This window comes from Planctopirus hydrillae, from assembly GCF_001707835.1.
In the GTDB taxonomy this organism is placed as follows: domain Bacteria; phylum Planctomycetota; class Planctomycetia; order Planctomycetales; family Planctomycetaceae; genus Planctopirus; species Planctopirus hydrillae.
This window is the reverse complement of record NZ_LYDR01000055.1, coordinates 70,560-85,558: the sequence shown is the minus strand read 5'-3', so window position 1 is coordinate 85,558 and position 14,999 is coordinate 70,560. Positions and strand designations below refer to the sequence as shown.

11 protein-coding genes are annotated in these 14,999 nt (G+C 54.1%); 3 read left to right on the top strand and 8 right to left on the bottom strand.

Features of this window, described 5'->3' with window-relative positions; translation table 11 throughout:
* Positions 1–302: 302 nt before the first annotated feature.
* Positions 303–1,424: a disk-shape morphogenesis protein volactin gene (locus A6X21_RS07255; RefSeq protein ID WP_131818229.1), complete on the bottom strand. Its 1,122-nt coding sequence runs from the start codon at positions 1,422–1,424 to the stop codon at positions 303–305.
* A complete protein-coding gene (locus tag A6X21_RS07250) occupies positions 1,421–3,673 on the bottom strand; it encodes an SLBB domain-containing protein (RefSeq protein WP_068846935.1) in 2,253 nt (750 codons plus the stop codon). The genes A6X21_RS07255 and A6X21_RS07250 overlap by 4 nt, the downstream gene beginning before the upstream one ends.
* Before the next feature lie 277 nt (positions 3,674–3,950).
* On the opposite strand from A6X21_RS07250, the gene A6X21_RS07240 reads away from it, so the two are divergent.
* Positions 3,951–4,817 (top strand): NAD(P)-dependent methylenetetrahydromethanopterin dehydrogenase, encoded by an 867-nt coding sequence (locus A6X21_RS07240; RefSeq protein WP_068846933.1) that lies wholly within the window; start codon positions 3,951–3,953, stop codon positions 4,815–4,817.
* A gap of 14 nt (positions 4,818–4,831) precedes the next feature.
* On the opposite strand, the gene A6X21_RS07235 is transcribed toward A6X21_RS07240, so the two are convergent.
* The 3 genes from A6X21_RS07235 to A6X21_RS07225 form a co-directional block, all read right to left on the bottom strand.
* The gene (locus tag A6X21_RS07235; RefSeq protein ID WP_131818228.1) at positions 4,832–5,251 is read right to left on the bottom strand and encodes a hypothetical protein; all 420 of its coding nucleotides are present in this window, start codon (positions 5,249–5,251) and stop codon (positions 4,832–4,834) included.
* A gap of 251 nt (positions 5,252–5,502) precedes the next feature.
* Positions 5,503–7,110, bottom strand: coding sequence for a cryptochrome/photolyase family protein (locus tag A6X21_RS07230; protein ID WP_068846931.1), 1,608 nt, complete (start codon positions 7,108–7,110; stop codon positions 5,503–5,505).
* Between the two features lie 277 nt (positions 7,111–7,387).
* Entirely contained in the window at positions 7,388–7,567 is a 180-nt protein-coding gene (locus A6X21_RS07225; RefSeq protein ID WP_052301635.1) for a hypothetical protein, read from the bottom strand.
* A gap of 429 nt (positions 7,568–7,996) precedes the next feature.
* Here A6X21_RS07225 and A6X21_RS07220 point away from each other — a divergent pair, with 429 nt between their 5' ends.
* A complete protein-coding gene (locus A6X21_RS07220) occupies positions 7,997–8,893 on the top strand; it encodes a UbiA-like polyprenyltransferase (RefSeq protein WP_068846930.1) in 897 nt (298 codons plus the stop codon).
* 433 nt (positions 8,894–9,326) lie between these two features.
* A complete protein-coding gene (gene bfr / locus A6X21_RS07215) occupies positions 9,327–9,812 on the top strand; it encodes a bacterioferritin (RefSeq protein WP_068846929.1) in 486 nt (161 codons plus the stop codon).
* Positions 9,813–10,037: 225 nt separating this feature from the next.
* Here the strand turns inward: bfr and A6X21_RS07210 are convergent, their stop codons facing one another.
* From A6X21_RS07210 to A6X21_RS07200, 3 genes are all read right to left on the bottom strand, one after another.
* Positions 10,038–11,594 (bottom strand): Gfo/Idh/MocA family protein, encoded by a 1,557-nt coding sequence (locus tag A6X21_RS07210; protein ID WP_068846928.1) that lies wholly within the window; start codon positions 11,592–11,594, stop codon positions 10,038–10,040.
* A gap of 164 nt (positions 11,595–11,758) precedes the next feature.
* Complete coding sequence (locus A6X21_RS07205; RefSeq protein WP_068846927.1) at positions 11,759–12,973, bottom strand: DoxX family protein; 1,215 nt, start codon at positions 12,971–12,973, stop codon at positions 11,759–11,761.
* Between the two features lie 248 nt (positions 12,974–13,221).
* Positions 13,222–14,310, bottom strand: coding sequence for an FAD:protein FMN transferase (locus A6X21_RS07200; RefSeq protein WP_068846926.1), 1,089 nt, complete (start codon positions 14,308–14,310; stop codon positions 13,222–13,224).
* Positions 14,311–14,999: the final 689 nt, after the last annotated feature.

The window sequence follows — 14,999 nt, the reverse complement described above, 5'->3', positions numbered from 1 at the left end:
CCCGGCACCTTCGAACTCCTCCGCAATCCCGAACTGCTCAACTACGCCTTCAGCCCTTAACTTGATGCGTATGGGTCGAATGTCTTCATTCGCCCCCTGGACAATCGGCTTCACCAGCGCAAATGCATCCGGAACAAGTCTTCATGACTTTCGAGCACGTTCGCTGAATTCATGAGTGTCTAATGACCAGTGGGCAAACGAAGACGTTTGACTCCAGCCACGCTCTCCTCAATCGAGCAGGGTGCAGGAAGCTCAGACGGCTGGCACCATCTTCACTTCGTCACGCTGCATGCCCCGATCAATCAGGCGGCTGGCTTTTGTGTCGCCAGTTCTTCCAGGGCAGCATGAATCAGGCAACCACGAGCCACACCAAAGGGCGAAAGCTCGGCTGATCGATACGACTCAATCGCAATTGGCCAGTCGATTTGCCGCATCGCATTTTTCAGCATTGTCGGAAATCCCGTGGCCCGGCTGAGACCACCCGCGTAGGCCAGGACTGTCGGTTGCGGGAAGTTCGCAAGTGCCGCCACCTGATGCAGCCTTCGACCAGCTTCCGAAAGAACCGCCATCAGAAACTGTCGATACAGATCGGCATAACGCCCCTCGACCATCATGGAAGCCTGTCCTTCATTCGAAGGTGCCCTTGAGGCCTGTTCCCGATCATGCCGCGCCTTCTGAATACTCAGCAGATGACGGACATCCGCATCGATTCGATCTGACTCCGGACTTCGCTCGTGTGGATTCAGTTTCGAGCTCGACATTGTCGTGAGCTGCTCATCAATCCAGTCACCACCACGGGGAATTACTACTCGGGCGATTTCGCGTCCTTGATGGGCCACTGCAAACTCGGTGACCGAGGCACCAAAGACAGCCGTGACACCGCAGAAACTCTCACCCACAAGCTCTGCCAGAGTGACCGCCAAGGCCTGACCGACAGCCACTGGCTGGTAGCCGCGCAGCTTCACCAGTTGGCAACTGTAATCAAGTTCGGGCCAGTCGAATGTGGAATTCTGGTCGTCTAGCAAGTCACCGCTCAGCGCGATCTGAGTTTCCGCCATACGCGTCGAGGGCACCGTCAGACAGCAGATCTCTCCCGGCGTTTTCGCTTCAGGAAGTACAGCATCCACCATGGCAGCCATAATCTGCCGCGAAAGCGCATCTCGCATATCGAGCTTACCGCCAGGCAACAGCGGATAAAGTGGCAGCGATCGGCTGCGTGACAATTCCAGAGCGGCATCTCCCAGCACCACCAGATGCTCGCCACATGGGACAAACAGTCCTTCGGATCGCTCCAGTTTCTGGCGATTGGCCGGTTGATCGGGAATCATGACATAACTGGCGGGAAATCTCCGGGCTCGAAGCTCACGCCCATGCGCACGGACAGATCGAAAGACCGAGGTTCCAAGATCAAGACCCATACTCATGACTTTTTTGTCCCTCGTAATTGCACAAGAGCCTGTTCAAAGGGAGCCATCGCTCCTTTGCCCGCAGCACTTCCGGGAGGTGTTGTTCGATCTCGTGAGAGGGCATCCTGCGCGGTATCGACTCGTCGATAAACCGCCGAACTCGAGTGGGAACTGCGGCTCTGGTTCGCACCCAGACTGCTTCGACGAGGCAGTTCTTCGTGCGCGTCGCGATGAATCGGTCGATCTCCCATGCTGGGCTCGCGGAGCGTCCGCGAACTCTGGCTCAGGAGGAAGTGTGGCGTCTGGCCGGATTCTTGAGAGAGAGGTGCTTCCGCCGGATCAAACCTGGCAAAGCGACGATCAGCAGGCAATTCCTGGAATCGCAACTGTCGGTTAATCCATGCGGGTTCTTCATGCAGCTCCAGACGATTGTGCAACAGATCTTCAATCATCTGCTGAGTCGATGCTGTCTCACTGGTCGGTCGAGCTGGCTGTTCGGGCAAAGTCCGCTCAGTGGGCAAACGATCGCTCTCCTTCGAAGCTCGTGCCATCTCTGTTCGATGGGCAGCAGGCTTGAGAATGCTTCGATAGGATTGATCTTCATCATCACTGAATCGATTCTCTTCCTGTACAGAAGCATCTGTGGGTTTGAGAATCGGCTGACCAACCAGTGGCTCAGGTCTCTCAGCCTGAAATCTGGCCAGACTGAAATCCTGGGCCATCTCATGCTCTTCGCGGGAACTATTTTCCTTCGTAGATTGACCATGCAAGGGATCCAGAAATCGACCGGCAGCAAAGGCGGCTCCCATCAATCCAATCACGGTCCCCAGAATCAAAGCCATCGTGGTCAGATAGCTTCCCATTCCCTGGCTGGCTGCACTTTCGTTTTCCATGTCGGCAACCTCCGGCGGAAGTGGCGCGACCGGGATCGACGAATTGCCTGATAACACGTTGTTTTGCGAGTTAGCAGGAATTTCCACACGAGTTGGTCCAGTGTATGAAGATCCCGTGTACGAAGCTTCCGGCGCTGGCTGGGAAATCGGTACAGAGGAGACCGCACTGGTCCCTGATGGTGCAGCTCCCGATTGAGAGGCCATAGCGGCCTCTGTTCGGCCAGTTGTCCCTGGAGAAATCGCCGGGAGCAGCGGAAGACTCATACCCGATGTCGAGTATCTCTCACCCGGATTCGTTCCTCCGGGAAGCTGCGTGGTCTGTACCGGAATTGTCTCTCTGGAGTGGGCAGGATTCTGACTGTTTGATCGTAAATGATCCGCCATCAATCCATGGCCATCCATTCCTGGCGGAGGTGGGACATCTTCGACCTGACTGCGATTTGTACGGGGCGGTGGATAAGCCGGGTTCGCAGCCTGTCTGGGCCAGGGAGCCGAAGGATTTGATGCGACTTCTCGCGGTTGACTTCCGGGAATATAGGGTTCACCCAGTGGCTCTGTTCGACCAACACCAATCTCAGCCTGCTGGAGCAGAGCCAGATTGGCTTCTTCAGTGGTCTGGTTTGATGAGGGAGTTCGCAACATGCCGGTCGGAGTGATCTGAGGATCCCGTTGAGGCACAGCGACATTGGTTGTGGTGGTTCCTGTATTCGCTATCCATTCGCGAACTGGTGGAAATTCCGGCAATTGAGCAGGATTGATCGAGCCCGGTGCGAAGATCAGCAAAGCGGTCTGCGGGATCGTCTGATCGACGTGTTCTATCCTCGCGGGAGAAAGGACTTTGACATTTCGCGATAACTCAGGAGGTTGCCCCAGCATTGCACAAATACTGCTGATACTGGCCTGCTGAGTTTTGACGCGCACGACAATCGGTCTAGGAAGTACACCCAGAAGAACCAGTTGCACTCCATTTTGCTCGATTCTGGCTGCATCGGGTGGTGCGTGATCTGGCACGTTTTCCGCGATGATCACATCGCCAGCCTCTAATGACGTCGCTCCTGCGGGATGGTAGTACACCCGTTGATCAGGCCTCGATTTTCGAATCACGCGCAAACTGGGAGATGCTGTCGGGTTCAGGCCACCTGACTGCGCTACCAACTGTTCGATGGTCGCGACTCGATTCTGTGAATCCGCACCGGCGGGGAGGCGGTACACACCGGGTTGTGCGACTTCGCCAACCATCGCCACGAAGCTCTCTTCGCGAACGGTTGTCTGGAAGTTGATGATACGAGGCGACGATGGGCGAGACTGGGCAAAAGCCATCTCTCCCACTCCGAACAACCCCAGTACCAAGGTCGCCACTTTCGGCCACCACATAATGCTCACTCCCGCTGCAATCGTTAATGGGCGCACAGTCGCCTTGTTTGTCATCATCGGCACGACCGCGAACAGTCATCAGCGAAATGGATTCTGCAACAGAAAATTGAACATAAGCACAGGTGCTCTTCGTTCGAGTTCTTCCCGGCATCGTTTCTTCAGCAGCAGTTTCTGCCGGTTCGATCAATCAACTTTTCTCTCGTCACATGGATATATTCACAGTTCGAATCCATCACGGGCATTGACTCGCACTGCATGAAGGCTGTCAGGAGATCTCATGAAACGCATACTGATTCAGCTCGATACCGATCCTCTGGCCAGCGTGTTCGACCGGGTTGTCGCCGTCGATGCGGGCGTCGATGAACTCTTCAGCTACGGAAGCGTTTCTCCCGAAGCCGCCGTGGGCCTGACGCATGGTGCGATCTTTACCCGCAAAGTGGCTGACCTGAAATCCACCGCGATCTTTGTCGGTGGCAGCGATGTTCAAGCCGGAGAAGCGGTCTACGCCAAAGTTCTGCATTCGTTCTTCGGGCCCATGCGTGTCAGTGTCATGCTCGATTCGAATGGTTCCAACACCACAGCCGCTGCAGCTGTCGCTTCTGCCGGCAAACATCTTGTACTGAAAGAGACACAAGCGGTCATTCTGGGTGGTACCGGCCCCGTCGGCTTTCGAGCAGCACAACTGCTGGCGTCTCAAGGTGCGACTGTCAAACTGGTCTCTCGTCATGCCGCTAAGGCCAGCAAAGCGTGCGTCCAACTGAAGTTACTGGAACTTCCGGGAACCGTGACGCCGCATGTCTCGACCAGTTTTGAGGAGACGATCGCTCTGTGTGAGGGTGCTGATCTGTTGATCGCAGCCGGCGCCGCCGGGATCGAACTGGCGTCGCTCAAAGAGTTAACAGGAACCGGAATCCGGGTGGTGGTCGATGTGAATGCTGTCCCGCCTCTGGGAATTCGAGGCGTTGAATCCACCGATAAGGCCAAAGAGCGGGAAGGGATGATCTGTTACGGCGCACTGGGTGTCGGGAACCTCAAGATCAAGGTTCATAAAGCCGCGATCGAAAAGCTGTTTACGTCAAATGACCTGACGCTCGATACCCAGGCCATGCTGGAAATTGCACAAGAGATCATAGCTGCCACCTGAGAGGTTACGCCGCATCAGGGAGCCTTTGTGGTCACGGGCCTGGTCGCTACAGATTTGGCCGCTGCTGGCTTTGTGGCTGTCGATGTGGTTGCATCGGAAGCGACCGGCCCGCGCTTCTTCGCTTCTTCTCTGGCGGCTGCTTCGCGCTTCATTCGTTCGATGGCTTTATCATGACTTTCTGCCGCTTTGGCTTTGATCTCATCATGGGCCCTGCGATGAGCTTCCAGTCGTGCCTTTTCAGCAGCAGCGTTGGCGGCCGCCTGTTCCTGTAGTGCTTTCTGACGTGCAGCCACCTGTTGTTGCTGGGCCTGCTGCATCTGCTGAATCTGTTTCATATAGCGGCTGTAATTCCCACGATAAGCCGCCTGGGCATTAGTCATAAAGAACAGATTTGCCAGAATCAACAAGCCAATGGCCATAGATCGTGAAGTCATGATGGTCGCTCCAGAAGGTGGGAAGAGCTGGCAGGTCAATACGGGATACCGGCGGGCCACAAACAGCTTTCAGCCATTTGCAGGAAAAGAATCACATCATCGTTGCTCGACTCCCTGATTATAGAATTGGGAGGAGCTGGCAAACAGACAGAAGATACTGTCCTTTTCGCAACAATCGAGTCCTATGGATTCTCACAATATCGCAAGCCAACAGGTTCGAATAACGAACGTTGACTGTTCTTGAACTGGCCTCAATGTTTTTTGACGCCCTCATTGTTAAGCCATGATCGACGCAAGTCTTCCGCCTGCTGCTGGATCTCGGCTAACTCGACTTCCGTCTTTCGATCGACGTTTTTCAGTTGCATGGCCATCCGCTGATTCCCGCGCAATTGTTCCCGATGACGCGAAAGAAAATCCCAGTAAAAAGTCGTGATCGGGCAAGCGTCTTTTCCTGTTGATTTCTTCGGATCGAAGCGGCAGTTCTGACAGAAGTTACTCATTCGGCTGATGTAAGCACCCGTAGCACAATAAGGCTTGGTACCGACAATACCACCATCACCAAACTGACTCATTCCGAGTGTGTTCGGCAACGACACCCAGTCAATGGCATCCAGGTACATCGCCATATGCCACTGATGAAACTGATAGGGATGAGCACCAAAGGTCTGAGAAAGATTGCCCAGCACCATGAGCCGATGAATATGATGTGCATATCCATGCTTCAGCACATGGTTCATCGACTCACGCACACAGACCATTTCGGTCTTGCCATCCCAGAAGAACGAGGGCAAGGGCTGCTGATGTTCAAAGAAGTTGAGTTCGGCATATCGGGGCATATGGCTCCAGTAAATGCCGCGAATGAACTCACGCCAGCCAAGAATCTGCCGCACGAATCCCTCAGTACTCGCCAGATCGACCTGGCCCGCCTGATAAGCCTCAACAGCCGCCTGCACACATTCGCGTGGATTGAGCAGTTTGACATTGAGATAAACCGATAGCCTCGAATGATGCAAAGTGGCCTCTCCCGTCCACATGGCATCTTCATATCGACCAAATCGCGGGAGGTGGTGCCTGACAAAATACTTGAGCAGTTTCAGTGCATCGGCCCGTGTCACCGCTAATGTTTCATCAAACACTTCCCCGGGGTTCGATGGAAACCTGGCACGCACCAGGTCAGTCACTTCTTGAGTGATTGTATCAGGGGAGAACTTAAGCGGAGCCGGCAACTTGCCGGGCCCGCTCGAACCAAAGCTCTCACGATTCTCATGATCGAAGTTCCATTGGCCGCCTTCCGGCTGCCCGGCTTCATCAACGAGAATCTGATGTTTCTTTCGCATCTCGCGATAGAAGTATTCGAGAATCAGCTTCTTCTTGCCTGAGGCAAACTTTTGAAAGTCCACATGAGTGGCAAAGAAGTGCGTATCGTCGAGGTACGTCAGCGGGATACCCAGCTTCCGGGCGGCGGCTTCGAGTCGTTGCTTGACCCGCCAATCCCCAGGTTCAACAACCACCAGTTCCTTGATCCCAACCTCATGGGCATCACGCAACAGTAAGTCCGTGAATGTCTGCCCTTCATCCTGTACTGGATCCTCGTTTAACTCGCGATAATGGACATGAAACTTTTTCGCTCGCAGTTCATCACGAAAATGCCGCATGGCGGAAAAGAAGAACGTGATTCGCAGTCGATGACACCAGATCTGCTCGACCTCTTCCGGTGTTTCAGCCATCCAGAGAATGTCCGTCTCGGGGCAATACTGCGAAAAGATGGCGGAGTTCACATCGAGCTGATCGCCCAGAATGATCAGGAAGCGATGAGCCCCCGAAGGCGGCGTGTGACTCACGGCAGATCGGCGCGGCATATCATGACCCTGAAAATGGCTCAGTTCTCGAACCGGCAGATCATCTCGTCATACAATGACAGGGGGGCTCAGCGATGATCCAGCGGGGCAGGCAACCCCGATTCAGGGAATGGTAGATCGATGATGGTCACTGGCAACCTGGCGACCATGAGCCGAGTGCTGGTTTGATCTGCATCGACAGGCCAGGCAGATCATCGCACAACTTCTACAGACCACAGCAATGCCAAGATGTATCTGCCGATCGTCTCGGGCTGCTTTGAGCCGATCGCCAGCAGCATCAGGCCATTTCACTCAGCGAGTCGTAACCCAGATAGACAATCACCGCTGCAGAGAGCAGGAAGAGAACATCGAACACGACATTCCCGCCGAAGGGCATGCCGATAATCAGATCGAGAATGGCAGCCAGACCCACCAGCCCGCAAGCAGCAAATGAAGCGTAGATGATCTTCTTGGGCATACTCAAAGCCATATTGATGCCGACCTTCCAGAATCACTTTGCCATGTGGGAGATGCAACCAAAAGTTACGCTGAAAAAGTATGAACTCTGATGGAACAGTACTTATTCACAGAACAGCCCATGTTTCCCGTCTTCTTGACGAGAGTATAAGGTGAGACAACGGGCTGACGCCAGAGCAGGCACCGTTGACGATCCGTAACAGCTCTGGTGCAGTGCGGGTTCGACGATCGAGAGGAATAATCCGCCCTGCGAAGCACTGCGACACCACATCGATACGTGATCTTTTGTATATTTTCAAACAGCGGTTTCCAGGAGACAAACATCATCACGGGCAGACAACGATCTCGATGACTATAATCCAACGTTACCTTTCGTACAGTAGATGGACTGCGGACATCATGGGATGAGGTTCTCCTCTGAGGAATAAGTATGTCGAGTGTCCTGGCGGAATCGTGGAGCACAGTGAGCAGGCTGTTGGGTTTAATCCGCTTCAGCCACACCGTTTTTGCTTTGCCGTTTGCTCTCCTCGCAGCGATTCTGGCCTGGCAAACTCCCGGCATCAGTTTTCGCTGGCAGGATCTGGCTGGCATCCTCCTTTGCATGGTCTTCGCACGCTCTGCAGCGATGGCTTTCAATCGCTGGATTGATCAGGACATCGATGCACAGAATCCACGGACAGCCGGTCGTCATCTTCCTGCCGGGTTACTTTCGAATGCCGCCGTGCTGCTCTTTACCGTGATTTGTTCCATTGGCTTTGTGGTCTCCACACTTTGTTTCTGGCCCAATTGGTTACCTCTGGCACTCTCTTTCCCTGTGCTGATCTTTCTGCTCGGGTATTCCCTGGCGAAGCGATTTACCGTGTTGTGCCATTACTGGTTGTCGGCAGCGCTCATGCTCTCACCCATTGCGGCCTGGATTGCCCTGACAGGCCGGGTGGACGCTCCTCCTCTGTGGATGGCAGCGATCCTGTTCTTTTGGGTCGGTGGTTTCGACTTGCTTTATGCCTGCCAGGATGCCGATTTTGATCGACAGAAGGGGCTTTTCAGTATCCCGGGCCGCTGGGGCATTCCAGCAGCTTTGAAGCTGGCCGCCGCGAGCCATCTGATCGTGGTGCTCTGCCTGTTTGGCCTCTGGTGGAGTGCTGGATTTGGAATGATTTTTCTCGTAGGGATCGCTGGTATTTCGCTTTTGCTGATCTACGAGCATGCGATTGTCAGCCCACAGAATCTTTCGCGGGTGAACGAGGCATTTTTTCAGGTGAATGCCGTGATCAGTCTCGGAATTCTGGGTCTCGCCATTCTTGATCGATGGGTCAGCCCGGTTTGATTCGTCACGAGATCTTTGCGGCTGCGCGACGTTCCTTAAGAAGCCCGTCTGTCGTCACGTCAGTTATCAGGAAACTTCTGCGCCCCATTGAGACGCAATTCCAATGGTTGGCAAACCCGGGAAATGATCTCTGCGGACTGAATTTCAACTTGAGAAATCTTTCGAGAGTTCAGCGGCCCAACATGGCGAAGACACGGCGCGCGACCTAAAATCTGCTGACTAATTCGCTCTCCATGTAACGACATCGCTTTGTGTGCCATGCTTGCAGCTCTGGGCAAGTTTGTCTTCGCGACCAGCAACGCGTAGTTGTTTCCAGAGAGTCGTATCACTAGCCCTTTGCCAACATGCTTTACGAGTCGGATCAACCTGCGGCATGCCCTGAGCAAGGGATTCTCAGGTGGCCTGCTTCCACAAAATTGAAAGAGGATTGAACATGCAAGGTAGCCAGGCAGTCATCGATGCACTGAACGCCGGTTTGACAATCGAACTGACAGCCATCAACCAGTATTTCGTTCAGGCCAAAATGTGTGCCAACTGGGGCCTGCACAAACTGGCCAAAAAGCACTACGAAGAGTCGATTGGTGAAATGCGTCATGCCGAAAAGCTGATTGATCGCATTCTGTATCTCGAAGGGATCCCTGAAATCGCCCGCTACGACGTAATCCGCCCGGGGACGAATGTCGAAGAACAGTTCAAGTTCGACCTCGAGCTCGAATCCAAAGGCGTGAAGACCTATAACGAAGCGGTCGAGATTTGCATGGCCGAGAAAGATCACGGCAGTCGTGAAATCATTGCCCCAATCCTCGTAGAGTCGGAAGGCCACGTCGACTGGCTGGAATCCCAGATTGATCTCATCAGCAAAATGGGCATCCAGCACTATCTCGCCCAGATGATCGGCGAATTCCCCGAAGAGCATTAATTCCGCTAATGTGATTCCGACTCAGGACTTCGCATTGCTGTGAGTGCCACGCTTGCAGTGCGCCTTGTGTTAATCCGGAGCACTCCTGCTTGATAGATCCTCCACATGCTTTTGACTTCCTGACTTCGTAATTCATCAATACCATCTCAAGGTATTGCCAAAAAAGGTCGAGCCAGAGACTCTATTCCCTGGCTCGACCTTTTTTATTCCGTCCTTCAATCGAAGTTAGCCCACGATTTCAGGATCCGTTTCAGGAACCAGTGGGCTGGCGGGGTCGAACCATTCGGGCTTGAAGACAATGCGTTTCTTGTGCTTCATGGCGAGGTTTGATGTCAACGCCATTATGGCATCCTTCATCCCCTGCTCGCCCGGGCAGCGCAGGCCACCTTCGCTCGCCTTGCCGAAGTTCCCTTCGCGAATGCAGAACGCGAAATGTTCCATTTCTTCCGTGTAGCCCCGGCTCACCTTGCCGATATCCGCGACAGCCGCCTGTCGTGAAGGCCCGCCACTGTCGCTGGCCTGGAGCACAGGTTTGCCATCGTTCCCTGCGAGGACATACAGGCGTTGATCAACTCCGCCACCACCAGTTGATGGACTCGCTTCCTTGAAGAGCATGGCCTCCAGTTCCTGCTTCATCACGAGTGTCCCGCGACTGCCGAAAACGGTTTCGCCATAAGGCTCCCAGCGATTGGTGCTGATTGAAGAGTAAGTCACCACGCAGACATCGTTCTTGTCTGCCGCGTAATGTGGCCCGGGGAATTCGAAGGTGACGTAAACATGATCTTCAATATCCCGGTCATCCGCCTGCTGATCCGAAGAACCAATCCCTTTGACGCCGTAGAAGTTCTTGGCGCCATAACCCTGGACGGCAATCGGCTGAACCTTACCCAGGAAGATACTGGCTGCATCGAGCTGGTGGCTTCCCAGTTCGGCCATCAGCCCGGCCCCGGTCTCGTTGTAGATACGCCAGTTGACGAGTTTATGAGCGGAAGGGTAGCCGTACTCTTTCGCGAGCATTTCATCCGCTGAAGCGAACCCCTTTTCTTTGGCGATGGCAGTCAGTTCCCGCAGGTCATCCGCCGGGACGTTCTTACGCCAACTGTCACGTCCGGGGAAGCTGTTGTTGCGATGCCACTGGGCTCGGATGAACTTGATATCACCCAGTAATCCCTTCTGGATCAGATCGTTGGCGTTATCGTACAGGACGTTGTAGTGCCGCTGATGTCCCACAGCGAGGAGCTTTTTCTTCTCGCGGGCTGCCATGATGAGATCTTTACACTGCTTTACCGAGTGGCACATGAGCTTCTCGGTCAGCACATGCTTACCGGCATTGAGGGCATCGAGAGCCACCTGATAATGCTGGCAGAGCGGGACGGCAATCACGACCGCTTCGATATTCGGGTCTGCCAGCAGTTTCTTGTGATCGTCGTAGAGCGTAATGCTCATGGCCTTATCGCGGCCCAGCTTCTTGATCAGCCCGATGCGTTCTTCATTCCCGTCACCATGCAATGCCCGGAGGCGGTTGGTGGGGCGAATGTCAGCAATACCAACAATATCCATGTACTCGGCAGGATGCTGGGTCAGCAGAACGCTTCCTTCGTCACCTGTACCAATGAAGCCAACTTTAACCGGGTTTCCAGAAAGTTTCTGGTAGCCGAAGTAAGCAGCTCCCAGCCCTGGAACAGCGGCGGCAGCACCGATCAGCATATCTCGGCGGGAAAACGAGACGGCCTCATGAAAGTTATCTTTACCAAGGCGTTCCTGTTCGGGTGTGAGCTGCATGATTCAGTCCTCGGAGGATTGAAGGAGACAAAATGCAAAAAACAGATACTGGGAAAACTTGCTGGCAATATTTCGATAGCCCGAGATCAACCCGTCAGGTCACTTCTAGAGAGGGATACGAACATCACCCCAAGAATGCCTGAAGAACTTGATCGACAGGGAAATTAGTCTTTGGATTTCTGACGGCTCTTCCACAAGCTGTAAATCAGCCCATCCAGTCCAAACCAGCGACCGGTGGGCATGGCGGCAATCGCCAGAAGTGTCAACGCTTCCATATTGACTTTGTTGACAATGTAGTTGTGTTCAATCCCCGGAGCTTCGGGAGTTCCCGGCCAGGGTGGTGCGGCGAGATAAAATAGCATCAGCAGACCTGCACCTCCCACAGCGGCAAACCGGGTTCCCAGACCGATGATCAGGAGGAAACCAAAAATCGTCAGGCTCCACATGGTTCGCCAACTGAGGACACGAGCTTCGGTCCACGGTTGAGGGACTGGCCCCATCGCCAGTTGATCGGAGGAAAGCAGCTTCTCTGCAGAATCACGCAGTTCCTGTTCAAGAGCCTGAACCGGCCCGACGACACGCCGGCGAAGATCCTGCAATTCACGCCACTGAGTTTCGAGATGATCCCATTGGTATTTCGTTTTCGCCTGAGCATGATTGGCTTCATAGCGATCAATCTGAGCCTGATAGAGTTCAATCTCGCCAATCCGCTTCTCGACTTCTTTACCGTCTTTCTCGCGTTGAATGACGCCGACTCTCTCAGGATCTCCCTTGAGCAACACAGCTAATCGCTCTTTGTAACTCAGCCTGGTTCCTTGAGTGTAAAGAGAATTCACGGCGTTCTTGTAAGCCGTGGCCGCCGGTGTGTCAGCAGCAGAAGTATCGACCAGATTCAAAAGTCGATCGCGTTCGGCGGCCAGCAGATGCTGCTTGCCATCCACAGAAAGTATCTTTTTCGCGGGATCGAACTGCGCCATCCGACCCATTTTTTCCTGCGTGACTCCCGGAGGAAGTGCCTCCAGTTTTACACTGAACTGAGCAGGCCCATTGAGCAGATACATCAGGCGACCGGCTTCAGGAGCATCGTCAGCGATGTTGTAATGCGCCAGAAATCGATTGGCGTAGTCGTCCCATTTGTTCGACATGTAATCGTAGTTGACCCAACGCAAGTCATTGGGGTCGCCCAGCAGACTGCGGAAAAAGCCCCGCAACGGCCCGGTCGCATTCTTCAAATAGCCTTCGGCAGACCATGGTTGAGGCGACTTTTGCGTATCAATCTTCCACCAGCCTTCGTAAAGCAGGTGCCAGCCGATAAACAGTCGCAAAGTGACCAGTAGCACACAGGCCAGTTGGGAGATCTTGCGGTCTTCGCCGTTCACTCTCGAACCTCATGACTTCGACTTACGGGAACTGGATCTGCCACTGACGAATCTCAAGTCTGAGATCAATCTCTGTTGAAGCACAATCACAGCCTTCGCAATCAAAGCCTTTCTCTCGGATGTAAATCTTAGGGTTGCAACAGAATCAGACCGAACCCACGGCCTGCTCGATCACTCTGACCACTGCGAATCAGTGATCATCATCATCACACCAGCTTGGGAGTATCCAGAGAACTCAATCCATCAGCTCAGAATGAGGCGGCAGGTGAGCGGGCAGGGTAAAGAATCTCTGGAGGGACGTTGATGATTGTGGCTTCCGCAGCCGTCTGACGACTGGACTGGGTAAACAACAACACACCGACATCTGTTGAATTATCACAGAGACGTCGAGTCTTTTCGACCCCCAGCACGAAAAAAGCCGTGGAAAGTGCGTCGGCCAGGGCCGCTCGTGCCGTTAATACGCTGACGGAAAGGACGTTTTCGACAGGCCAGCCCGTCCGAGGGTCCAGAATATGACCATACCGCCGTCCACCGACTCGAAACCCCTGTGCGGCTGTTCCGCTGGTCCCCAGGGCCTGGTTCTTTAACAAAATCGTGCCCCACGAATGTTGCGGCAGCAGAGGATCGCGCAATCCGACAGGCCAGCCGCCATGCCCCGCATGGTCTCCCAGAGCCAGGACACTGCTCTTTCCACCATGCACCAGCCAATGGTCGATCCCGCGCGAACTCAAATGCCTCCCGGCACAATCGACGGCATATCCTTTACCAATGGCACCCAGATTGAGCTCCACACCAGGCTGGCGATATCGGACGGTTTTTGAAGCCACATCCAACTGAATCTGGTCCATGCCCGTCAGTTGCCGCGCAGCTTCCAGTTCGGCTGTACTCGGCAGGCGGCCTTCCTTGCGAGCTGTTCTCCAGACGGCAATCAGTGGCCCGGTGGTGGGATCAAAGGCCCCTTCCGTTTTCGCAACGAGATCCCGCGCTTCGATCAACAGGTCGAACAGTTCACCGCTGACTTCGACAGGCTCAAGCGCGGCCGATTGGTTAATGGTCGCCAGCTCGGCTTCGGGACGATAGATCGTCATCATGGCTTCGAGCTGATGCACCAGATCCAGTGCCTCGGAAGCTGCTTCCACTTGCAGGGCGGGCCCATCAGGATTCAGGATCACATCGAAATGGCAGGCCATGGCTGTGGTCTGCAGCAGCAGGGCTGGCCCACGAGTTGGTACCTCTGAATTCGGCAAGTCAGCAGATCGAAGAGCAGCTTCAGCAGCAATCTGTTGTGCCAGCCGACCCGTCAGAAAGTCACGTCGATCAGCCGAAGGATTCGTCACGTCTGTTACCTGCCAAATCTTTAAGAATTCTGGAATTATCGCTGCTGGAGAGGGGCCATAGCAACGGAGCTTCTCAGAATTGTGATTGGGAAAAGCAGGGCCAGTCAGGCGATCAAAATCAAAAATTCGCGATTCCTTCGCTAAAACGGTCTTGTCGATGTTCGAAACTCAGTGAATAATTCGAACAGTTCGCACAAACGTAGTGCGACGGTAGACCGGCTGGAGATGTGATCGGAGGTGACCCCGATCGAATCCGGCGGACGATCTATAAACTGTAGAAAGGAGGTGGTCGTTTGAATTGTCTTAGTTCTAGTCGCCAGCGAGGTGGCAAATCCTAGTGACAGTCGACGGACTGGCTTAGAGCCACCGTCTCGTAGCGGCCATGTCCTTGGAGAACGTTCTGCGAATTCGATTCTTCGTGATCCCGAATTCCACTAAGAACACTCAATAGGGTATCGCACGAGCCTCGGGGTTGGAAATCGAAAGGTTTCCAACCCCTCGCTCTTTTATGGTCCCGCAATCTTACACTCCTGTTATTTTCCGTCCCGCCATTTGAACCTGCTGCATCATCGGCCGACTTCCCCGTGGCACGTCAGTTCGCATGAGACACCCGACATCACAGATCGACGCCTGCAGTTTTCACAAGCCTTTAGCGTGGCTTCCCAACTTCAGCAGGCAATTCCGAAGAA